General features: G+C 57.7%; 19 protein-coding genes. 14 read left to right on the top strand and 5 right to left on the bottom strand.

What is annotated here, in order from left to right; translation table 11 throughout:
* The first annotated feature begins 34 nt into the window (after positions 1 to 34).
* From EOA16_RS08685 to EOA16_RS08750, 14 genes are all read left to right on the top strand, one after another.
* Positions 35 to 529 carry a hypothetical protein gene (locus tag EOA16_RS08685; RefSeq protein WP_127257168.1) on the top strand — a complete coding sequence of 165 codons (495 nt, stop codon included), beginning with the start codon at positions 35 to 37 and terminating at the stop codon, positions 527 to 529.
* 120 nt (positions 530 to 649) lie between these two features.
* Complete coding sequence (locus tag EOA16_RS08690) at positions 650 to 1,459, top strand: CpsB/CapC family capsule biosynthesis tyrosine phosphatase (RefSeq protein ID WP_127257169.1); 810 nt, start codon at positions 650 to 652, stop codon at positions 1,457 to 1,459.
* Positions 1,459 to 2,241 (top strand): polysaccharide biosynthesis/export family protein, encoded by a 783-nt coding sequence (locus EOA16_RS08695; protein ID WP_127257171.1) that lies wholly within the window; start codon positions 1,459 to 1,461, stop codon positions 2,239 to 2,241. Before EOA16_RS08690 ends, EOA16_RS08695 begins: the two co-directional genes overlap by 1 nt.
* Positions 2,242 to 2,270: 29 nt before the next feature.
* Positions 2,271 to 4,649 carry a polysaccharide biosynthesis tyrosine autokinase gene (locus EOA16_RS08700; protein WP_127257172.1) on the top strand — a complete coding sequence of 793 codons (2,379 nt, stop codon included), beginning with the start codon at positions 2,271 to 2,273 and terminating at the stop codon, positions 4,647 to 4,649.
* Positions 4,537 to 5,796, top strand: coding sequence for a hypothetical protein (locus EOA16_RS08705; protein ID WP_127257174.1), 1,260 nt, complete (start codon positions 4,537 to 4,539; stop codon positions 5,794 to 5,796). The genes EOA16_RS08700 and EOA16_RS08705 overlap by 113 nt, the downstream gene beginning before the upstream one ends.
* The gene (locus EOA16_RS08710) at positions 5,793 to 7,124 is read left to right on the top strand and encodes an O-antigen ligase family protein (protein ID WP_127257176.1); all 1,332 of its coding nucleotides are present in this window, start codon (positions 5,793 to 5,795) and stop codon (positions 7,122 to 7,124) included. Before EOA16_RS08705 ends, EOA16_RS08710 begins: the two co-directional genes overlap by 4 nt.
* A gap of 144 nt (positions 7,125 to 7,268) precedes the next feature.
* Positions 7,269 to 8,150: a glucose-1-phosphate thymidylyltransferase RfbA gene (rfbA, locus tag EOA16_RS08715; RefSeq protein WP_127257177.1), complete on the top strand. Its 882-nt coding sequence runs from the start codon at positions 7,269 to 7,271 to the stop codon at positions 8,148 to 8,150.
* Positions 8,151 to 8,705, top strand: coding sequence for a dTDP-4-dehydrorhamnose 3,5-epimerase (gene rfbC, locus EOA16_RS08720; RefSeq protein ID WP_127257179.1), 555 nt, complete (start codon positions 8,151 to 8,153; stop codon positions 8,703 to 8,705).
* A gap of 22 nt (positions 8,706 to 8,727) precedes the next feature.
* Positions 8,728 to 9,798, top strand: coding sequence for a dTDP-glucose 4,6-dehydratase (gene rfbB, locus EOA16_RS08725; protein ID WP_127257180.1), 1,071 nt, complete (start codon positions 8,728 to 8,730; stop codon positions 9,796 to 9,798).
* Positions 9,795 to 10,697: a dTDP-4-dehydrorhamnose reductase gene (gene rfbD / locus EOA16_RS08730; protein ID WP_127257182.1), complete on the top strand. Its 903-nt coding sequence runs from the start codon at positions 9,795 to 9,797 to the stop codon at positions 10,695 to 10,697. Before rfbB ends, rfbD begins: the two co-directional genes overlap by 4 nt.
* A complete protein-coding gene (locus EOA16_RS08735) occupies positions 10,694 to 15,277 on the top strand; it encodes a glycoside hydrolase family 99-like domain-containing protein (RefSeq protein WP_127257183.1) in 4,584 nt (1,527 codons plus the stop codon). The genes rfbD and EOA16_RS08735 overlap by 4 nt, the downstream gene beginning before the upstream one ends.
* 54 nt (positions 15,278 to 15,331) lie before the next feature.
* Positions 15,332 to 16,441 (top strand): polysaccharide pyruvyl transferase family protein, encoded by a 1,110-nt coding sequence (locus EOA16_RS08740; RefSeq protein ID WP_127257185.1) that lies wholly within the window; start codon positions 15,332 to 15,334, stop codon positions 16,439 to 16,441.
* 365 nt (positions 16,442 to 16,806) lie between these two features.
* A complete protein-coding gene (locus EOA16_RS33070; RefSeq protein WP_245455887.1) occupies positions 16,807 to 17,250 on the top strand; it encodes a methyltransferase domain-containing protein in 444 nt (147 codons plus the stop codon).
* 34 nt (positions 17,251 to 17,284) lie between these two features.
* Positions 17,285 to 18,043, top strand: coding sequence for a class I SAM-dependent methyltransferase (locus tag EOA16_RS08750; RefSeq protein WP_127257188.1), 759 nt, complete (start codon positions 17,285 to 17,287; stop codon positions 18,041 to 18,043).
* 214 nt (positions 18,044 to 18,257) lie between these two features.
* Here the strand turns inward: EOA16_RS08750 and EOA16_RS08755 are convergent, their stop codons facing one another.
* Genes EOA16_RS08755 through EOA16_RS08775 form a run of 5 tightly spaced genes read right to left on the bottom strand, consistent with a single transcriptional unit; the run spans position 18,258 to position 23,115 of the window.
* Entirely contained in the window at positions 18,258 to 19,769 is a 1,512-nt protein-coding gene (locus EOA16_RS08755; protein ID WP_206517322.1) for a glucosyltransferase domain-containing protein, read from the bottom strand.
* Positions 19,763 to 20,143 (bottom strand): GtrA family protein, encoded by a 381-nt coding sequence (locus EOA16_RS08760; protein WP_164754175.1) that lies wholly within the window; start codon positions 20,141 to 20,143, stop codon positions 19,763 to 19,765. Before EOA16_RS08760 ends, EOA16_RS08755 begins: the two co-directional genes overlap by 7 nt.
* Positions 20,133 to 21,083, bottom strand: a complete 951-nt coding sequence (locus tag EOA16_RS08765) for a WxcM-like domain-containing protein (RefSeq protein ID WP_127257193.1) — start codon at positions 21,081 to 21,083, stop codon at positions 20,133 to 20,135. The genes EOA16_RS08760 and EOA16_RS08765 overlap by 11 nt, the downstream gene beginning before the upstream one ends.
* A complete protein-coding gene (locus tag EOA16_RS08770; protein ID WP_127257195.1) occupies positions 21,080 to 22,018 on the bottom strand; it encodes a glycosyltransferase family 2 protein in 939 nt (312 codons plus the stop codon). Before EOA16_RS08770 ends, EOA16_RS08765 begins: the two co-directional genes overlap by 4 nt.
* On the bottom strand, positions 22,015 to 23,115 hold the full coding sequence (locus EOA16_RS08775; RefSeq protein ID WP_164754176.1) for a DegT/DnrJ/EryC1/StrS family aminotransferase: 1,101 nt from the start codon (positions 23,113 to 23,115) through the stop codon (positions 22,015 to 22,017). The genes EOA16_RS08770 and EOA16_RS08775 overlap by 4 nt, the downstream gene beginning before the upstream one ends.
* Positions 23,116 to 23,176 lie beyond the last annotated feature (61 nt).

Here is a 23,176-nt window from a genome sequence, read left to right on the forward strand (position 1 = left end):
AAGAGGGTGAGTTGCAGTTTGGGTGGGGTAAAAAATGACGGGTCGTCATCGATTCGGGGCTGTTTTCGTTTTTGTTGCACTCGCCGCAGAGGGCATTCTGTTCGCAACGCCCGGCGCTTTCGCTCAGCAAACCTGTTCCTGTCTTGTGACCGTGCCGGCGTCCGCAGACGCGATAGGTCGTCTTACGCAGGTCCGGGGTGATGTCCAGATGTCCCAGGCCGGCGGCTATGCAGGGGTGGATGCCGAGGCGCCGGTGTATGCGGGCGCGCGCATCATGACCGGGGCGCAGGCGTCTGCTTCGCTGGCTATCGGAGCCAATTGCGCGCTCGATATTCCAGCCAATGCCACCGTCAAGGTCGACCCTATCGAAGGCGGCATGTGCGTTTCGCTCGATACGCCAGTTGCGACGGTTATACCTGGCACCTCGGAACCTGGCATGCTGCCGGTTCTCCTGGGCGGGGCCGCGGTTGGTGGCGCCGCCGCTCTTATTATCGGTCTGCAGGACGACGATGACGCCGTCAGCCGGTAGCCGAGATCCGACACCCTCTGTTGTGTGTAAATTTGTTAAATGCGTCATTCGCCATCATGCGGGTGACGCATCTGTGTTTTGTCGAGACGAGGCTTTGCCTCCCCGCAGCCAGAAGCGCCAATGATCGACCTGCATTCACACATCCTCCCCGGCCTCGACGATGGTTCTCCTGACCTCGCAGAGTCGTTGGAGATGGCGCGGCTGGCAGTGGCCGACGGCACGACGCATATGGCATGCACGCCGCATGTGATGCCGGGCGTCTATAGGAACGCCACGCCGAACATCGCCGAGGCAGTTCAGGCGCTGGAGCTGGAACTCCGTCGCGCTGCGATACCGCTTTCCCTGTACGTCGGCGCCGATGTTCATGTCGCGCCTGATCTTCCCGATCGACTGACGCTTGGCACCGTGCCGACCTTGAACGGATCCCGCTATTTCCTGTTCGAGCCGCCGCATCACATCCTGCCGCCACGGCTCGAAGACCTCGCTACTCGCCTCATCAGCGCCGGCTTCGTCCCGATCCTCACCCATCCGGAACGGTTGACCTGGATCAAGGGGAATTACGACGTCATCGAGAGGCTGAATGCACTAGGTTGCCTTATCCAGTTGACGGCTGATTCGGTGATAGGCGCGTTCGGACGTACGGCGCTCTACTTCTCGGAAAAGCTCCTCGATGAGGGCAGGGTGGACATTATCGCCTCGGATACGCATGGCGCCAGCCGGCGACGCCCCGGGCTTTCGCAGGCGGTCGTCGCCATCGCGAACCGATGTGGGGACGATGAGGCTTACAATATGGCGGTGACCCGCCCGGAAGCGATATTGCAGGATCGCCCGCTCGTACCCATCGGAAAGCGGCGTGCGAAAAAGTCGAGTGTCAGCAGCGTAGGCCGTTTCGGCGGATTTGGCCGGTTGTTCAAGAGCGGGTCCCTGTGATGGGCATTTTCGATCTTGCAAGGCGTCATGCGGGCACCATCACTGCTTTCCTCGCATCGCTGGCGATATCTGCTTGCGCCAGCACTGCGTCGACATCGACGTCATCCACGAGTTCTGTCGATGCGCTGCGACCGGCGGCGTCTTCAACGGCCCTCTCTGGCGGCGGCACGCTGCAGGTGGTTAAGGATCTGCCAGCGCCGCAGAACACGCAGAACGGCAGCGAGCAGCCTTTGTCTGCCAACGATGTGCTCGAGATCAGCGTGTTCCAGGTCGACAATTTGAACAGAACCGTTCAGGTCGATGCAGGCGGGCAGATTTCGCTCCCGCTGATTGGAACGATGACCGCGGCCGGCAAGACCGTTCGTCAGCTCGAGAGGGAAGTCGAGACCGCCTATGGTGAAAAGTACCTGCAATCGCCTGACGTGACCATCTTCGTCAAGGAATCGGTTGGCCAGCGCATCACGATCGACGGTGAAGTCAACAAGGCCGGCATTTATCCGGTGTCCAGCAGCGCTTCCTTGCTTGATGCGATCGCCCTTGCCGGAGGGTTCAATCCGGTCGGTGATGCCGGCAAGGTCTTCGTCTATCGCAATGTCGGCCAAAACAAGCTGGTCGCGAACTACAATGTCGAGGAAATCCGCGCCGGCAAGAACCGCAACCCGCGCATCTATGGCGGCGACGTGGTGGTCGTTTTCGCTTCGAAGTCGAAAATTGCGATGAACAATTTGAAGGATGCCCTGGGCCTCGCCTCCAGCGCTGCCCGCATTGCGGTCATTCCGTAGACACGGACAACCCCAGGATCACCTCGCCTATGCTCGATCGCAACAGGCAGCCTCAACTTGCCGGACCCGGACATGGCCAGGCCCTGTCCGCGGACTTCTATTACGACGTGCCGCAAAACTACGGTCCGTATGGTCGCGACTATGCGGGCCAGGATGAGGGGTTCAACCCGCTCAAGCTGCTTTTATACATCGTCCAGTATCGCTGGCTGATCGTCATGATGGCGGCGGCCGGGCTCGTTGCCGGCGTTATCGTGACGATGATGCAGACACCAAAGTATCAGGCGACGACACAGCTCGAAGTTCTGGTGCCTTCGGCAAAAGTGTTTCAGGACATTGAGGTTGTTTCCGAAAACAGCGACGTCCGGGCCTTCCTGACCGCGCGGGAGAAGCTGAAGAGCCGGGCATTGGCTCAGCGGGTGGTGTTTCAGCTTGGGCTTGGCGAAAAGCCGGACTTTCTATTTCCGACGCCGAGCTTTTCCCCGAGCAATATTGTTTACCGTGCGTTCGGGATGTCCAAATCACCTTCCATTGAGGAGAAAACGCCCGAAGAGCGCGAGGCAATTGCCATCAAGCGCATCCAGGAAGACCTGACGGTCAATCTGGTTACCAATACAAGCCTGCTATCGATCACCTTCGTCGATCAAAAGCCGAAATATGCAAGCGACGTTGCCAATCAGGTCGCGCAGAGTTTTATCGATCAACGTCTCGATCAGACCAGCGAGACCTCCGATCTGGCACGGCAGTTCATCCAGGAACAGGTTTTGCAGGTGAAGCAAAAGCTGCAGACCTCCGAAGAGGAACTGGTCACCTATGCAAAAGATGCCGGCATCACGGTTACCGGCGACGACAAATCGCTGATCGGCTCGAACATCGAAGCCCTGAACACCGCCCTGGCCACGGCAATCCAGGAGCGTCTTGATGCGGGGCGGGTGGTCGATCAGATAGAAAAGGGCCGCGGGTCGAGCCTCGGTCCGGTTCTGGAAAGCGAAGGTCTGCAGAAGCTTAGCGATAAACTGGCGGACCTGACCAGCCAGTATCAGCAGAAATTGGGCATCCTGAAACCCGGCTTTCCGGAAATGCAGCAATTGCAATCGCAGATCAAGGAACTGCAGCGACTCCACAACAACGGCGTGCTGGCGATAACCGATTCGTTGCGGCTGAAATATCAGGAAGCGCAGAACAAGGAAGCCGACCTCAAATCCAAGCTCGCGGAGATGGAGAGGCAGCAGGTCGTCTTCAATGACAAGAATATCAAATACACGATCCTGAAGCGCGAAGTCGACTCCAATCGGTCGCAGTATGACAGCCTTATCGCCAAGCTGAATGAAGTCGGCGTTAGCTCGGAACTCAAAACGCAAAGCGCTGCGGTAGTCGATTTCGCTTCGCTGCCCACAGCCCCCTATTCTCCACGTCTGAGCATCAATCTGGCAGTCGCTCTCGCACTTTTCATGGCCCTGGCTGCATCGATCATCTACATTATCGAGCTGCTGAACAACACTTTCACCAATCCGGAGCAGATCGAGAAAGAGTTGGGGCTGGCGATGCTCGGCATCCTGCCGCTTGTCGGTGACCGCGAACTCATAGCCAGCATCGCCGATCAAAAATCCGGGCTCTCCGAGGCCTATCGTTCGCTGCGAACATCGCTGCAGTTCTCCGGTGCGGAGGGCGCGCCGCGATCGCTGCTGGTGACCAGTTCGGAACCGTCGGAAGGCAAGTCGACCACGTCGTTCAAGCTTGGCCAGGATTTCGCGGCACTCGGCGCAAGGGTTCTGCTTGTCGACGGCGATCTCCGCAAACCCAACCTGCATCGGCTGTTCGGCCTCGACAATGCGATCGGGTTGAGCAACCTGCTGACGAATACTGTTCGCAGGGACGATCTGCCGGGCATTTTCAGACCGACGAAATACCCCAATGTCACCGTGCTGACGTCCGGAACGATTCCGCCGAATCCGGCCGACCTGCTCTCGTCGCCGAAGATGGCGTCGATCTTGACCAATCTAGGCAAACGCTTCGATCTGGTCATCATCGATGCCCCGCCGGTCGTCGGTCTTTCCGACGCACCAATCCTCAGCCGGCTTGCCGAAGGCACATTGATGGTCGTTTCGACCAATCAGGTCACACGCAAGTCAGCCAAAACGGCACTCAAGCGTCTGCGCTCAGCCGGTGCGAACGTGATCGGAGCCGCGATGTCGAAATTTACGGTCAATAAATTCGATTACAATTACGCCTATAAATACATGAACTATCAGTACTACGACTATGGCGCGAGTACCCCGAAAATTGAGGGCAAAGTCGATGACGGAGCAGGCCAGCCCGCTCACGCGAAATCTCCGGCGTTCAGGCGTTTGGTTCGTCGCCTCCGTTCTGGTGTTGGCGGTTTCGTCACTAGGGCTAAGTCGGCTTCTTGAGTCGGAAACGCCGGCGGTCTCGCTTGCGCTCGATCCGTTGAACATAGATGCCTTGATAGGTGAAATTGCCGGTCGGTTGAGCGAAACAGGCGACGGTGTTGATCTCGACCTCTTGGCGACAAAGGCGAAGCGCGCGCTTCGTTTCAATGTCGCGGATGCCCGGCTCTACAGCCTGATAGGCGAGATTGAGTATCGACAAGGCGAGAAAGACGCGGCTTTTGAACTCTTCGACCAGGCTCGCAAGCTGTCCAAGACTGAAATCCATTCGCTTCAGAGATCGATCGATCGTTCGATCGAGGTGGGCGATCTGTCAAAGGCCGTTGCCGAGATCGACACGTTGCTGCGCCGGTGGCCCGACAGATTTCCAGTCATTGCGGCGGGCTTGCCGGCTATTCTTTCAAACCCGGACGGATATCAGGCTGTCCTGGCGGCCTTAAGGATCGAGGCGCCGTGGAGATCCAATCTTTTCTCCGCCCTTGGGAAGGATCCGCGGGGCCTGCGCGTCGCAAATCAACTGTTGCTTGACCTTGCCGGATCGAGCTCACAACCGACGTCGAAGGAATTGTCTGCCGTAATCAACGGGTACATCCGGCAGAAGGAATACGAGGCGGCCTATCGGCTGTTCCTGTTCAGCCTGTCCGATCAGGAGCGGACGCTGGGCGGTTACATTTTCAATGGCGGCTTCGAGCCGGTCCGCAGTGGCAAGCCATTCGATTGGCAGCTTCACGATCGATCCGGTCTGGAAATTACCTTTGCGGGGTCGCGCGATGCCGGCGAAAGCGACAGCGGAGCGACTGTCCGATTTCTGAATACGCCGGTGAAGAACGCCGCGCTCCAGCAATATGTTGAACTGCCTCCCGGCTCCTACAGGATTTCCCTGATCGCCTCCGCGAGAAACCTGAAGCTGCCCAAGCAGTTGTTCTGGTCCATCAGATGCGCGGATCCGGCGGGCGAAATAGCTCGGTTCAACATTCCGGAAGGCACATTCAATCGGCGGCAGTTGAGCCTGGATTTCGCGATCGGACCAAGCGCGTGTCCCATGCAATTGTTGCGGCTGGAAACAGCTGCCATCTCTGAGAGCTGGCGATTTCGGTACGTTGGCACGCTGGTCATGCACAAATTGAGCATCGAAAGAGTTTCATCTTGAGAGAGCGGTCGACCCGGTCCACGGAATGGGAAAAATATCTGCTTGGGTCGGTTCTTTTCCTGTCGGTGCTGATTGGCGGCGGCACCGCGAGCGGTCTCTACACCGAAGCGCTGATCGAGGTGGCGGCGATCGTCTCGGCCGCGGCCGTCTTTTCAAGGCCGTCGGGGCACGGCATCCCTCGTTCGGCCCTGTGGTTGCTCGCTCTGGGCCTTGCGGTGTTCTGTTTTCAAATCGTGCCGCTGCCCGCCGCCCTGTTGAGCGGATTGCGGCCTGAGGTTCTACTTGCAAATCCGAGGCTGAGCGGTGAAACCGGGCTGCGTTTCGTCAGTGTCGGCGTGGGACGTACGATCGAGTGTCTGTTGTATTTCGTGGCGATGGCTGCATTCTTTCTGAGCGTCACCCGCCTGCGCCCAGATCAGGTCTACGGCCTTCTGCCCTTCTTTTTCATGGGTGTCATCTGTAACGGACTGGCTGCGGCGATCCAGTATTCGCTCTCCGATACGGTTGCCATACAGGGTTTGTTGCCGTTCACGATCAATGCGGGACTGTTTGCCAACCAGAACCATTTTTCAGCTTTGCTCTTCGTCTCCATCCCCTTCGTTGTCTACTACGGCCTGTTTCGCGGGCACCTTCTGTCCGGGTCGCTCGGCTTGATAACGCTGCTGCTGTTGCTTCTGGCCGCCGGTTCGCGCGCCGGTATTCTGATAGGGCTGGCGATCACCATAGTATCAGTCGTCTTTCTGTCCGCGCGCTCGAGGCTGGGCGGGTATGGAATACCCGCTGTCTTCATCGGGCTTTCGCTCTACACGATCGGGGCATGGACGAAGATCGATGCGGAGGTGGTTGACCCGGCCTTTGGACGGGCCGAATTTGCCCGCACGACGATCGCGGGAATTGAAGAGAACTGGGCGACGGGCGTGGGCTTTGGCAGTTTTCCGAAAGTCTACCAGATTTACGAAAAGGGAGAGATGATCTTCAAGCCCTACGTCAATCACGCCCACAATGATTATCTGGAATTGGCACTTGAAGGTGGCGCTCCTGTTGTCTTTCTGGTCGCAGCTTACTCGATATTGCTTTTTGCGTTTTCCGTTACGGCACGGCGAGATCCGCTGCAGAAAATGGCGTTTCTCTCAGTATCGTTTCTTCTCGTTCATTCCCTGGTCGACTATCCCTTGCGAACGGCGGCGCTGGCGATGACCTTCGCCTATATGAATGGCGTTATCTTTCACAAGGGACTTGCTGAGCGGTTGAGCCAGAGAGGCGAGTCGACCGCCGCCCATGATGACAATCTGCTTGTTGCCGTCAGGCCGGCCTTGGCAGGACGATAGCAATGCGTCGCCTGGAAGTGGCCATGGATTTGGCGCCGAATCTGGCCCGGTCGTTTGCCGAACGCCGAGATTGACAAGCCATTGCATGGAACCTAAGCACGGACAGCTCGGGCCGGGGGGCTTAGGCATGTCAAGGAGAGCTTCTTGAAAGGAATTATCCTTGCTGGAGGCAGTGGAACGCGTCTTTATCCGCTAACATTAGCAATCTCTAAGCAGATTCTGCCGATATACGACAAGCCGATGATTTATTATCCGCTGAGCGTTCTGATGCTCGCGGGTATCCGGGAAATTCTGATCATTTCGACGCCGCGTGACCTGCCGGTTTTTCGCGATCTGCTTGGCGATGGATCGGAGTTCGGCCTCGACCTGTCCTATGCCGAGCAACCGCAGCCCAACGGGCTGGCGGAAGCCTTCATCATCGGCCGCAATTTCATCGGCAAGGACAACGTGTCGATGATCCTCGGCGACAACATCTATTTCGGCGATGGACTGTCGCAGCTTTGCCGCGATGCTGCCTCGCGCGAAAAGGGCGCTTCGGTGTTCGCCTATCATGTCGAGGATCCCCAGCGTTATGGCGTGGTTTCCTTCGACAAGGCCACGGGAACGGCGCTGACGATCGAGGAAAAGCCGCAGGTGCCGAAATCCAACTGGGCGGTCACCGGTCTCTACTTCTATGACAACGACGTCGTCGACATCGCCCCTGCCATCCGTCCCTCGGCGCGCGGCGAGCTCGAGATCACGGCGGTCAACAACGTCTACCTCGAGCGCGGCCAGTTGCATGTGCATCGGTTGGGGCGCGGCTTTGCCTGGCTCGACACGGGCACGCATGACAGCCTGCATGAGGCCTCCTCCTTCGTGCGCACCATCGAGCACCGCCAGGGCATCAAGGTCGCCTGTCCCGAAGAGATCGCCTTTGAACAGGGTTGGCTGACAGTGGATCAGGTTCTGCGTCGCGCCGACCGCCTGGGCAAGAATGAGTATGCCGCCTATCTGCGCCGGCGTGTCGTCGACCTGTCGGAGGGCTAGGTGTTGGAGGTCAGGCCCCTTGGCATCGATGGCGTGCTGGAAATCGTTCCGAAGCGACATGGCGACGCGCGCGGCTTCTTCGTGGAAACCTACAATGCCGAGCGCTTTTCGCAGGCCGGCATAGACTTGGGTTTCGTGCAGGACAATCATTCCTATTCCGCCGCGGCGGGCGTCTTGCGAGGGCTTCATTACCAACTTGCGCCGCGCGCGCAGGACAAGCTGCTGCGCGTCATCCGGGGCAGCATTCTCGATGTCGCCGTCGACATTCGCCGCGGTTCGAAAACCTTCGGAAAATGGGTCGCTCTCGAAGTGTCGGCCGAAAAGGGCAACCAGATTCTGGTGCCGAAAGGCTTCGCGCACGGTTTCGTGACGCTCGTGCCCGACACCGAGGTCCTGTATAAGGTGACCGACACCTATTCGCAGGCGCATGACCGGTCGATCCGTTTCGACGATCCCGACATCGGCATCGAGTGGCCGTCATTGAGCGGCGGGTTCCAGCTCTCGGACAAGGACCTCAAGGCGCCGCTGCTGGCCGCCGCCGAGGTGTTCGCCTGATGGGTTATGTGAGGACAGCGGCATGAATTTTCTGGTGACGGGCGGTGCTGGCTTTATCGGTTCGGCGGTGTGCCGGCATCTGTGCGCCAACCCGGCCTATCGGGTGACCAATCTCGACAAGCTTACCTATGCGGGAAACCTGGCCTCGCTGCGGCCGATCGAGAACGCACACAATTATCGCTTCGCGCAGGCCGATATCTGCGACGAAAGGGCCGTGCTCGACATTCTCCGGCGCGACGATATCGACATCGTCATGAACCTTGCCGCCGAGAGCCATGTCGACCGCTCGATCGATGGGCCGGGCACCTTTATCGAGACCAACATCGTCGGCACCTACAAGATGCTCAATGCCGCGCTGGAATACTGGCGCGGCCTGCCCGAAGACAGGAAGAGCCATTTCCGCTTCCATCATGTCTCGACCGATGAGGTGTTCGGCGATCTTCCCTTCGACGGCGGCATGTTCGTCGAGGAAACGCCCTACGCGCCATCCTCGCCCTATTCCGCCTCGAAAGCGGCCTCGGACCATCTGGTGCGGGCCTGGCACGAAACCTATGGCCTGCCGGTCGTGCTTTCCAATTGCTCGAACAATTACGGACCCTATCACTTTCCCGAAAAGCTGATCCCGCTGGTCATCCTCAATGCGCTCGATGAAAAGCCGCTGCCGGTCTATGGCGCCGGCGCCAATGTGCGCGACTGGCTGTTCGTCGAGGATCACGCACGCGCGCTGGAACTTGTCGCGACCAGGGGACTGCCGGGCGAAAGCTACAATGTCGGCGGCAATTCCGAGCGGACGAACCTTGGCGTCGTCGAGACGATTTGCGATCTCCTCGACAGCAGGCGGCCGCGGGCAGGGGGCAAGAGCTATCGCGACCTGATTTCCTTCGTCACCGACCGCCCCGGTCACGATCGCCGCTATGCCATCGACGCCTCGAAGATAGGCCGGGACCTGGGCTGGGCGCCCAACGAGAATTTCGACAGCGGCCTCGCCAAGACCGTCGACTGGTTTCTCGCCAACAAATGGTGGTGGGGACCAATCCGCGAGCAGCGCTATGCCGGTGAACGGCTGGGCGAAGCGCGCAAGGGGGCGGCGTGAGGCTGGTTGTCACCGGACGCGACGGGCAGGTCGCGGCAAGCCTTATGGAGGCCGGCCAGGCCGCCGCCGGCGCTGAGGTCGTCGCCATTGGCCGTCCGCAACTCGACCTCGCAAGACCCGAAACCGTGATCGAAGCCATCGCGGCCGCGAAGCCGGATATCGTCGTGTCGGCTGCCGCCTACACGGCGGTGGATCAGGCCGAGGACGAGCCCGATCTGGCATTCGCGGTGAACGCCGTCGGCGCCGGCAAGGTGGCGCAAGCCGCGGCCCGTCTGGGCGTTCCCGTCATCCATCTTTCGACCGACTATGTCTTCGACGGCACCGCCGCTGGCGCCTATGTCGAGACCGACGCCACTGCACCGCGCAGCGTCTATGGCGCCTCCAAGCTTGCCGGCGAGCAGGCGGTCGCATCGGCCAATCCGCGCCATCTGATCCTGCGCACCGCATGGGTCTACAGCCCGTTCGGCAAGAATTTCGTCAAGACCATGCTAAAACTTGCCGCCGACCGCGACGAGATCGCGGTGGTGGCCGATCAGTGGGGAAATCCAACATCGGCACTTGATATCGCCGACGCAATCCTGCATGCGGCGGCACAGCTGCACGAGGGCGCCGCCACATCCGGCATCTATCATCTGGCCGGAACCGGCGAGGCCAACTGGAGCGGCTTTGCCCGTCACATCCTGGACACAAGCCGCGTGTCTGGTGGTCCTTGGGCGCGGGTACGGGACATTGCTACGATGGACTATCCGACCAAGGCGCGCCGCCCCGCCAATTCCCTTCTATCGAACGCGAAATTCGCCTCCGCCTTTGGCTGGAACGCACCGGACTGGCGTCAATCGACGGAAGCGGTGGTGCACCGGCTTCTCCTCGGCGGGACGAAACAGGCATTGACGGCATGAACAAGCACCCTTCACCCGAGACCCTGCGCGATGCGATGCCTGCTGGCAAGGCACGCGCCAAAGCGAAAACGGCGCGGCCTGCAAAGCAGGACGTTTCACTTCGCGACCTGTACGACGCGCATCGCGGCAAAGTGTCGGATAAATGGTCGATCTATCTCAGCACCTATGACCATATTTTTTCAGAGTATCGAGACACGCCGGTTCGAATCCTGGAAATCGGAGTTCAGAATGGCGGATCCCTGGAGCTATGGGAGAAATATTTCTCCAATGCTGAGGTAATCGTTGGCTGTGATGTCAATCTGGCTTGCGGAAATCTTGCTTTCGCCAGCCAGAAGATAAAGATCTCCGTAGGTGACGCAAATACTGATGAAACAGAGCGCGACATCATCTCGATGTCGGAAAAATATGATATTATCATTGATGATGGATCGCACCTGTCCTCGGATATAATACGCTCGTTCGCACGATATTTCCCCCACCTTTCCGAAGGGGGCATGTACATCGCCGAAGATCTGCATTGCAGTTACTGGCAGGAATTCGAGGGCGGTCTCTACGATCCGCTTTCCTCGATGTCGTTTTTCAAGCGCCTGCTTGACGTGGTCAACCATGAGCATTGGGGACTGGATCGCCATCGTATTGACGTCTTGGCCACTTTCGCCGACAGGCACAAAGTCACCTTCGATGAGGTTTCTCTCGCATCGGTTCATTCCGTCGAGTTCTTGAACTCGCTTTGTATTGTAACGAAGCTGCCTATTCCGGAAAACGTCCTTGGCGCGCGCAACGTGGACGGCCAGGTGGCACTCGCCGATGGGAGCGTGGTTTCTCTCGACGATACGAAGAGCAGGGCGATCGATCAAACCGGAAATCCATGGTCGTTGAAGTCAACCACCATGGAAGAGGAGATCGAAACCAACAGGAAGTTGTTGGGGCATCACAGGGCACGCAACGAGGCTTTCTCCAGCGAGATGGCTGAAATGCGCGAACAAATCCGAGCCCACAAAGACGAGATCTCCAGCACAAGGGCACAAGTCAGCGCGAGAGACGAAGAGATCGCTCGAAGATGGACACAGATCATTGCGAGAGACAAAGAGATCGAACTCTTGCAACAAAATTTGTCTATGGCGCACAAGGCGACAAGTGCGCTGCTTGCGGATCGCGACGATGCGCGATCCGAGGAAACCCGGTTGCATGAGGTTCTCGATGCCGTTTATGCCAGCACGTCGTGGCGAGTGACCAAGCCTCTACGCGGGATTGGGAGCTGGGTCCGCGCTATCGGCGATGTTCGCACAAGGGTTCGCCGCTTGGCGATTCGCGGTGCCTACGCTTGTTGGCACAATCTGCCGCTCTCCATCGACCTCAAGCGAAAATTGAAGAGAGCGGCGTTTTCGACCTTTCCTTCGCTGTTTGGCGTTACCAATGCCTACCGTGCCTGGAGAAGCATGGAGGCACCCCAAGCGCCTGTGGGCAGCAACGCGATGGTCTTGCGCGGGGCGCTGGTCAGTTCCGGCCCGATCTTCTCGCCCGAACCAGTCTATGTGCCGCTTCTCGATGCGCCGCCGCTGCTCCAGAAGCCGGTGCGCGTCATCGCGTTCTATCTGCCGCAATTCCACCCGATCCCCGAAAACGATGAATGGTGGGGACAGGGCTTCACCGAATGGGTCAATGTCCGGCCCGCTGAGCCGCAATTTATCGGTCACCACCAGCCGCACGTGCCGGATACACTCGGCTACTACGACTTGAGCGATACCGCCGTGCAGCATCGCCAGATCGAACTGGCAAGGCTCTATGGAGTGGAAGGCTTCTGCTTCTATTTTTATTGGTTCGGCGGCAAGAGGCTCCTGGAAAGGCCGCTCGAAAACTGGCTCGAGGATAAAAGCCTCGACATGCCATTCTGCGTCTGCTGGGCCAACGAGAATTGGTCGCGCCGCTGGGACGGAATGGACCAGGAGATACTGATCGCTCAGGACCACTCCCCTCAGGATGATCTCGCGTTCATCGCCGAGGTCGCGCCCTATCTTCGCGACCCTCGCTACATCCGCATCGACGGCAAGCCGCTGCTGCTCGTCTATCGCCCCAGCCTGCTCCCGGCGGCGGCGCAAACAGCGCGGCGCTGGCGGACATGGTGCCGGGAGAACGGCATTGGCGAGATTTTCCTGGCCTACACCCAATCGTTCGAATCTGTCCCCCCCGACCGCTACGGCTTCGATGCCGCTGTGGAATTTCCGCCAAACAATTCCGCGCCGCCAAATGTCACGCATACAGTGACGCCGCTGCACGAGGATTTTGCCACGACCGTCTATGACTGGTCGGTTTTTCCGCAACGCAGCGAAACCTATTCATCCCGCAAATACAAGCTCTTCCGTTCGGTTTGCCCGGGCTGGGACAATACCGCACGCCGCACGCGCGGTGGCACGGTGTTCATCAACAACACCCCAGCGCTGTATCGCAGATGGCTGGATAATGCCATTGAGGATACCTTGGCCCATGTTAGCGAGCCATCCGAGCGGCTGGTTTTCGTGAATGCCTGGAACGAGTGGGCGGAAGGCGCTCACCTGGAGCCCGATAGCGTTAACGGCCACGCCTATCTGCAAGCGACTCGCGATGCCTTGGAGGCGGCGAAGGGGAAGTCCAAAGCCAGGATTGCAATCGTTTCCCACGACGCCCACCCGCATGGGGCGCAATTGCTGGCTCTCAATCTGGCCAAGGGATTCAAGCAGTTTGGGTTTGAGCCCGATCTCATCGTGCTGGGCGACGGGCCGCTGCTCGGCCGTTTCGCCCACACCGCGACCGTGCACAGGATCAATTTGCCTGAGCAAGGCGATGCCGATGTGTTGAAACGCCTGTCCGCCATCAGGAACGCCGGCGCCGAGGTGGCCGTCGTGAACACCACCGTATCCGGCAAGCTTGTCCCGCTTTTGAAGCAGGCGGGGTTCCGCACGGTTTGCCTCGTCCACGAATTGCCTGGTATATTGGCTTCCTACGGTCTTGCTGACGCAGCCGCAGCCATTGTCGAGAGCGCTGACACCATCGTTTTTCCAGCCGAGATCGTCAAAGCCGGATTCGAAGAGTTTGTTGGCCGACCGGTCAGCCAGTCGGTGGTCAGACCGCAAGGCCTCTATCTGCGTACGCCCTACCTCGCCGATGATCGCCAGCAGGTCCGCGAGGCGGTCCGCGCAAGATTAGGGCTTGCGACAAATGCAAGCATCATCCTGTGCGCGGGCTATGCCGACCATCGCAAGGGCCTCGATCTTTTCGTTGATGCTTGCCTCAACGTTATGGCGTCCAGGCCGGATGCGGTTGCAGTCTGGGTCGGTCATGTCGATACTGGCTTTCACGCCAAGCAAATGCGACGGGTGAAAGAAGCGGGACTGGAGGGCCGCTTCGTCTTTGTCGGATTGGTGGAAAATCCGCAGGAATACTATTTCGCCGCTGATATTTACGCCTTGACCTCGCGTGAGGATCCGTTCCCCTCGGTGGTGCTCGAGGCGCTTGACGCCACAATACCGGTCGTTGCCTTCGAAGGCGCTGGCGGCTTCCAGGACCTGCTGAATCGTGATTGCGGGATCCTTGTGCCAGCCTTCGATACCGATGAGATGGCCAAGGCTATCACCAATCTACTCGACAATGCGGGCCAAGCCCGGCGCCTGGCAGGCGTTGGCCGCGATATTGTCCGCCAGGAGTTCAGCTTCAGCCATTACCTGCATGACCTGCTGATTTACGCCGAAAAGCCATCGCCGCGGGTGTCGGTCATCGTGCCGAACTACAACTACGCCCGATATCTGGGTGCGCGCCTAAGCTCGATCGTCGATCAGACGATAAAGCCCTATGAATTGATCGTGCTTGACGACGCTTCGACCGACGAAAGTGTCGAAGTCATTGAGCAGTTTCTGGCCAGTTGCGACATCCCGTGCAGGTTGGTCGTGAACGCCGAAAATTCGGGCTCGGTATTCCGCCAATGGATGCGTGGCGTCGAAATGGCGCGCGGTGATTACGTCTGGATCGCCGAGGCCGACGATCTCGCCGATCCCGATTTTCTGGCCGAGCTTCTGCCCGCCTTCGAGCGCAAGGAAGTGGTGATGAGCTATTGCCAGTCGCGCCAGATAGACGGCGCCGGCCGTATTCTGTCCGAGCACTATCTCGACTATGTGTCGGACATCGACCGGTCTCGCTGGACGAAACCCTACGTGGTGGACGGCCGCCAGGAAATCGCGGAGGCGCTTTACCTCAAGAACACCATTCCAAACGTCAGTGGCGTCTTGTTTCGAAGGGAGGCGCTGCGGAATGCGTTGACCAGGCACAGCGAAGAGATCATGTCTCTGCGCAACGCCGGGGATTGGGTGACATATTTGCGTCTGCTCGAAAATGGCTCGATCGCGTTCTCGCCCCGTTCGCTCAATTCTCACCGCCGGCATCAGTCGAGCGTGACCATTGGAAATTTCGATCTCAGGCATCTACAGGAAATTAGACAGGTGCACACGGAGACAATACGCAGCCATGATCTTGGGCCTGTCGCGCTTAGGCGGGCAGGCATCTACGAGCGTGAACTCAGCGAACGATTTGGCATCCCAATCCACGAATGACGACGCTGGCCACTGTCAAATATTACATGGGCTTAGAGCGTCGAGGAGACTTTAGTGAGAGTTCTTTTTCTCGGAGCGCCAATAGCTCCGCATCCTGATCCGCAAATTGCCTTTGAAAAGAAATTCGAGGTCATTGGATATAACACCGGAAATCTTCTGATAGGGCAGTCTCTGTTCGAGGAACTTCGCTTTGAAGAGTTCGGGCAGGGATTGGGCTATTCCCCACACGAGGTAAACGAACGTTTCGACGTCATAGCTATCGCCGCAGCAAATTTCATTTTCAAAAATTTTGATTTGTCCTACCTGGCTGACTTTATCGAGCCGACCAAGCTGCCATGCCTGGTCGCCGGCCTCGGCGCGCAAGCGTCCATCATTGGTGCCAAAGTCACAGAGATTCCCGAGGGCAGTAAACGCTTCCTTCGCATTATATCCGAACGCAGCAAGACTGTGGGCGTGCGTGGCCATTTTACGGCTGAGGTCATGAATGATTTTGGGATAAAAAACGTCACAGAGGTAGGATGCCCAAGTCTGTTTCGCAAATTGCGCCCGGACTTGAAGATAAAGAGACCAGGAAGAGACGCTGAGCTGAGAGTTGCAGTGAACGGATCACGCAACGTATTTCTACATTCGGCCAATCCCGAGGCCGCTCGGCGCGTTGAAGCTGAACTTTTGAAATTGTCCGCTCACAAACAATATCCCTATGTTCTTCAGAACGAAGAGCCGGAAATGAAAATACTCCTTTCCAGGGATGGGAGAGAAGATGATTTTGAGGTCGCCGAGGCAGTGCTCGCACAGATGAACATGGACATGGATCCGTCGCTCTATGTAAAGCACATCAAAGAGAACGCAAAAATGTTCTTTGATTTGGCGGAGTGGGATGCGTACATCTCAAAGTTTGACTATTCGATAGGAACGCGCTTCCATGGAAACCTGATCGCATTAACCAACGGTGTTCCTGCAACCATAATTTCTCACGATTCGAGGACGACGGAAATGGCGGAACTTATGAGCATCCCGCACATCCCGGTCGATAAAGTGGGACAATTGGACGTCCACGAGCTTGTGCAGGCTGGTAACTATGATGAGTTTCAGCGCAAGTACACTGTTCTATATGATCGTTTTGCCCAATTCCTTTCGGAGAATGGGATTGCCCACCGGCTATAGTAGCACCGTGGAGCTGAGCTCGTACCGAAGCGGCATTCTGTTTACGGCTTCATTTTTGAAAATCCTGATGGTGCTCCATGAATTCTGATTCTCATCCAGTCTACCGCCGGGCAGGGTACTGCCCAATCTGTGAAGCCAATGTCGAGTTTTCCGCCAACTATGATTGGTATCGTGATCATCTACTCTGCTCCAGATGTGGATCGATCCCGCGCGAGCGCGCCTTGGCTCTTACGCTCACGCGACATATCCCTCGTTGGCGCAACCTTGCTATTCACGAATCATCACCCACCCCTCGGGGAATTTCTCCGAAGTTGAAGCGGGAATGTGCCGGGTATGTTGAGTCGCAGTACTTTCCCGGAGAGCGTTTGGGCTCGTCCGTCAGGGGCTTCCGAAACGAGAACCTGGAGGCGCAGACATTTGGCGATGCGACTTTCGATGTCGTCGTTACACTTGATGTCATGGAGCATGTGAATATGCCGGAGCGGGTGACAAAGGAGATTGTCCGGACTCTGAAACCAGGCGGCGCTTACCTTTTCACCGTTCCCACCTACAAGGGCAAGACTGACAGCGAACGCCGTGCGCTCTATAGACCGGACGGAACGATCCAGCACACTGGCGAGCCGGAATATCATGGAAATCCGGTGAGCGACGCTGGTTCGCTGGTAACATTCCACTATGGCTATGACCTTCCGGAACTGATCCACCGGTGGTCAGGAATGGACGTCGAGGTGAGCCGTTTTCACGATCACTGGCACGGCATAATAGGCGAATTTACAGAAGTATATTTGGCACTGAAGCACGCCCGCTAACCAGGCCAAGGCTTTTGTCAGGAGCGAACCCAGTATGCAGATCGATAAATTGGCAGCGATGTGGCAGGGTTACAGGCAGCGGGGCGTCATCCCAACGATCCACCCTGACGATGGGATGTTCAAAGGCAATCCCTTTCTTGATGACTACGACATTGTTGGCGAAAGCGTGTTGAAGGTGATTGTATCGATCTTGGCAATTGCCCGGAAAGAAGCCATTTACAATATTATGGATTTTGGATGCGGCCATGGGCGTGGCGCTCGCTACATCCGGTCACTGTTCCCTGGCGCCAAGATAACCTTCTGCGATATCGATCCGAGCTGCGTCGAATTTTGCGCCCACGAGTTCGGGGGAGATGCGGTGCTTTCGTCTGAGCATCCCTCTGACATCAAAATCCCAGGCGGCATGGATCTAATCTGGGTAGGCTCTGTCTTCACCCATGTCGATTACGAGAGAATGCAAATCCTGTTCGATAAGCTTTTTGCGGCACTGGGGCGCGGGGGGATACTGATCGCAACCTTCCGGGGGCACAACACGTACGAGATCACAAAGAACGACCCGATCCAAGCTGCTACCCAAGCACAAATGCTCAAGGACTACGAGCAGACAGGGATTGGCTATTGGCCATACCCAAATGCCGCAGGCCAAGTGGGCATGAGCGATTGGGGACTTTCGCTTGCATCGATCGAGCGAGTTGTGGCGCTAGGCAAACGGCACGCCAATGCTCGCTTGGTCGGCTACAGCGAATCCGGATGGGCGAACGTCCACGATGTTGGCGCTTGGACGAAACGCTGAACCACCGTGTATTCGAACATGGCGGTCGAAGAAGTCGGTTATTCTGGTCGTCAAACTGGTGGATCAAAAGGTATCCGTTTCCGACTGAGCGAATCTGCCAAGCACGCTGCCTCTACAGAAGCGGGTCCGCCATGGGATTACACCCTGGCCAAACAGTTTCGTTGGCCGCCTGCTTCCCACGAACCCAATCCAAGATTTCGACTAGCTAAATCCCTTATCGATTGGTGACTTTTGCAAGGGCTTGCTGATTTGCGTAGCTGGGCATCTCACCGAGCCTTATCAGCACAATGTCGCCCTGGATTTCCACACTACCGGGGGCTGGCCATACCGGCATCGTCGAAAGACGAACAATTGTCTGATCGACCTGATCTGGGTTAGCACCGTTCAAGTTGAAGTAGCCGAGCAATTTCATGTAATAAGCGATACGCCAGGCGTTGCCACCGTCCCATTCGAAAAACGAGTAGCCGACCGTCGAGCCGGGCTGCTTGGGATAGTTGGTCACAAATGGCTGGGCGCCAAACACGCTTAGAGCATAGCTGCGCTTTACATCAAAACCGCGCGCGGCCGACAGTCTGTTGAAGATGGCTCCCGCCATGAGTGTATCATGCTTGTCGACCAGATAGTTAGACGCCTGACGATAGTTCTGGGCCACCAGAATCTGGAAAATCGCCACGGCCAGCAAGATGGTTGAGGCCACACGGGTTCTCGATTCTCTGCTCGTCACCGCGACATAGGCGAACATCCAAACTGCAATCGGAACCCCGACGAGGCTCCTGACAGGCATGCTGCCCCCAGCGAGGAGGTGAAAGCCGAAGGGAATAAGCAATGAAACGAAGGCAATTGCCGTCAGCAGCAATTTCAAGCGGGGCAATTCCTTCAATAGCGCCCAACCGCCAAGGATCAACAAGAGCGGAATTGCCCACAACGCGACGTCATATGTGCGCCGGTCTAGACCATAGATCCCGCCTATCGCTCCAAGCACTCGCTCAATAACTGTGGCCGGATGTTGAAGCAAAAAGCCAGGCTGGGAAAGCGAGTCGAAATACTCGTTTCTAGCGGGGGCGAACGATCTGAAAATGGCATCGCCGATGACATAGAACAATATGGCACCAGCCAGCAGAATACCGGCCCCAAGCAGGTCTTTTGGCAGCGATTCGCTCCTGCCAGCCCGTGCTTGCAGAATTGAGATTGCGATGCCCAAGACCAGAATTGCCGGTGCGAAACTCTGGTAGATCGAGATGGCGAAAGCGCCGACTGCTACAGCTCCGAGAAAGCGAGGGCTGAGTGGGGAAACCTCCTCCTTGCGGATCAGCCAAAGCGCTAGAGCGGTTGCGAACAGGCCGACGCCGATAGCGGCAATGTTAGAATAAAATTCGACGATAAAAAACCAAGTTGGGAAAGCACAGAAAATCGCAAAACATGCGTACTCGGCGATGGAGAGCTCTTGCTTGTTGATGACATCCATGACGAGGAGGTAGGCGGCCACGCAACCGGCGCCAAAGATAGCTGGAGCCAAGAAAGGCATGACCGGATGAGGAATAAGGAATCTCTCGATCAAATATGCGCCCCAGCGTCCTTGAATGATCCAGATTGACGCGTCCGTTCTGAAGGCTGTTACTTCCTCATCCACTGACAGCGGAAAGGAAGCCAATTCAGAAAAATACATCGCGACGAAAATCGCAAAGAGATTGATGGCGGGTCGTATTGTGCTCGGTCGCGTCAGCATGATCTGCGGAGTATCCATCGAGAAATCACGAAATTGAGGACCGTCGTGACGGCAAGGGTGATGAAGAAGGCAACTACGGTGTTTTGCAACACGCTCTCGAGCATTTTAAGAGTTGCCAGCCCGAGCACGAACACGACGGCAATTGAGGCGCCGATCGCCAGTCGATCGGCGATGCCCGTGTGCCCTCCGGGAAAGACGCGATCGGGGTAGAACACCATCACGAACACAAGTCCTGCCAGCCAGGCGAGCGCGTAAGACAAACTTGAGGGCAGGACAACAAGGCCGGCAAAATAGACAAGGCTGGTCAGAGCGGTGTTCAGGCCGCCGGCGACAAGGAACCGGACGGCGTCTCCGCCAATGCGATCAGCGGTCATCCTGCCTGACCGTATCCAGGAAATCCGCATAGTCCCTGATGTAATCGCCAGCATCATAGTTGTGCGAAGCCATGACCAGCAATGCTGTATCGGGCTGGAATTTATACTGAATTCCCCAAATGCCGGGCGGAATGTAGAGACCGATCGAGGGTTCGGTCAACGAAACCTCTTTTCTCTCATGGCCGTCGTCAACGACAACGGACAGGCTGCCATGGGCCGCGATCAGGAATTGATGACACTCGCGATGCGCATGCTCACCCCTGACCTTGTCGGAGGGAACGCCATAAACCAGAAAGGACCGGGCCGGCTTGAACGGTAGGTTTGCACCGAATTCGAGCGGGGCGAGTTCGCCCCGCAGATCGCTAAAATGCGGCAGCCGCCATAGCTCGCTGCCACCGACCCCAAGCGACATTTTCTCGCCCACTGCGCCGGGGAAGGTTTGCGTCAAGGCTGGCACGATCTTCGGGCCGGTCTGGTAGCCGATAATGACGGCGGGATTTCCGACCACGACGGCATTGGCAGGGACGCTCTTGGTCACCACGGCGCCGGCGCCGACCATCGCCTGGTGGCCGACGACAATGCCCGGCAGGATTGTGGCATTTGCGCCGATGGAAGCGCCGTCCTCGACCGTCGTCAGCAGAAACGTCTCGGGATATTCCTTGGAGCGTGGGAAGCGATCGTTGGTGAAGGTCGCATTCGGGCCGACAAACACACGATTGCCCAGGCGCACCCCGTCCCACAGCTGGACGCCGCTCTTGATGGTCACGTCATCGCCGACGATCACATCGTTCTCGATGAAGACGTGATCGCAGATGTTGCAGTTCGAGCCGAGCACGGCACCAGGCAGCACGTGGGCGAAGGCCCAGATACGCGTTCCGTCGCCGACATGGGAGCTTTCGCAGATACCCAGTTCGTGCACGAAAAATGGCTTGGCGTTCATTTGGCTGTTCCGTCAACGACGCGGCTGATGATCCGAAGTGGGCGCGATTTGGTGTTTTCAACTGCCCGCCAGAGATAGCAACCAAGAATCCCCTGAACCAGAAGGCTGGCCGAACCGAAGCCCGTTATCAGCAGGACCAGTGTCGTATAGCCAGCGGGGTCTATATTGCCAAGCAGCCGTGCAATCACGGTAACGACTGCAAATAGGAGACTTAGCACACAACCGGCAAATCCTACCCAGAGGGTGAGCATTATCGGAAAATCAGAGAACGAGAAAATGCTGTCCATCATGTATCGGAACCGCCGTGCCATGCCCCAGGCGCTTGTTCCGTGCTCTCGTTCGCGCCGCCGATAGGGCACGAATTCCCGCCGGAAGCCGACCCAGAACAGTTGTATGACAAGCGAGCTGTTCGGCTCCTCGATCGAGAGGATCGCTTCCAGAACCTGACGGTTGCAGGCGAAGATATCCACTCCGCCACTCGGCATGCTGGGCAGGACGACCCTGCGGTAGGCCGACCAGAAGGCCCTCGACAGAAATTTGGTCAAGGGCGGATCGCTACGCCCGGTTCGCTGCCCAAACACGACGTCGGCCTCGTCCTTTTCCAACTTGGAAAAAAATTCGACGATCAGTTCAGGCGGCTCCTGCAGGTCGGCGGCCATTGCCGCGACCTGGTCACCCGAAGCATGTTCGAGCCCGGTTCGAATAGCAGTGAACGAACCAAAGTTTCGGCTATGGAAGATGATCTTGTAATCATAGCCCGAGCCTTTCAATTCCTTGACCAGCAGCGGGCCGGATTCGTCAGGCGACCCGTCGATGACGAAGACGAACTCGATGTCGCCTTGATATCTGGAGTGGAAATCGGCGACTGCCCGCAGAAGGGAAGGGATGTTCGCCTGATTTCGGTAGATCGGGAAAACGATCGAACGCGTGGTCACATTGCCTCCCAATCGCGGAGAGCCAGACACACCTGCTCTACCTCGTCTTCCCTCATGTCGGGATAGCAGGGGACCGAGCAGAGGCGGCTGACGCTGGCCCTCGAAACGGCGAGATTTTCGCTTCCCATCATTGGTAAGTCCGCCCAGCCGACCTGGTCGCAATCCAGCACAGGGTAGTGAATGTCGGTGTCGATGCCACGCTCTTTCATGAACGCCCTGAAGGCGTCCCGGTCGTCGCAAAGCGAAACCGCGAGGTGCGCGACAGCTCCGTCGCCACCTTCCAGGAACTGCGATCGACGCCCGGCAACTGACTTGTACTGGTCCAGGATGCCACGCCGCTGCTGGTTGCGTCTATCCACATCGCCCAGCAAAACGTCCAATATCGCGGCTTGAACTTCATCCATGCGAGAGTTGCGGCCGTTGGGCACGCCGACATGATATTTTGAACTCCAGCCATATTGCTGCAGTTGCCGCACATGCCCGGCGATTGCCGTGTCGGAGGTGAGAACGGCGCCGCCGTCCCCCATGGCTCCGAGATTTTTGGTCGGGTAAAAGCTGAACGTGGAGATATCCCCCAGCGAGCCTGCAACGGCGCTTCCGATTCTCGCCCCGTGCGCCTGCGCACAATCTTCCACGATTGGAATGTGCGAGAGGCCAGCCTGTTCAAGTCCGTCCCGGATGGCGCGGACGTCAACGACGCCACCATAGAGGTGGGTGGCAACGATCGCAGCGGTGTCTGCGCTGGCTGCTTTCAGCACCGATTGAAGGGCTATGAGTTGGCTGGCCGGTTCGATATCGACATAGTGCGGAACGAGATCATTCTGCCAGCAGGCACAGCTGGCATAGCCCCCCGCATTGGCGGCGACGATCACCTCGCGCCCGCCGTAGCGCTTGGTCACCGCGGCCAATGCAAGTTCGAGCGCGTCCGTCCCATTGGCCACGAGAACGCATTCCGAAACACCTATGAATCCGGAAAAATTAGCCGCAAATCGTTTGCCGACCGCGCCATTGAGCCACCATCCCGAACGTAGCGTGTTCACTACCTCACGCTCGATTTCGACGTGGTAGCGCTGATACAGGCGCTTCAGATCATTCATCGGAACAGATTCTTGTCTCGTCATCGGTTACTCAACGGCTCGAGCGCAATTCATTTTAGGA

This window comes from Mesorhizobium sp. M7A.F.Ca.US.008.03.1.1 (genome assembly GCF_003997495.1).
Lineage (GTDB): Bacteria > Pseudomonadota > Alphaproteobacteria > Rhizobiales > Rhizobiaceae > Mesorhizobium.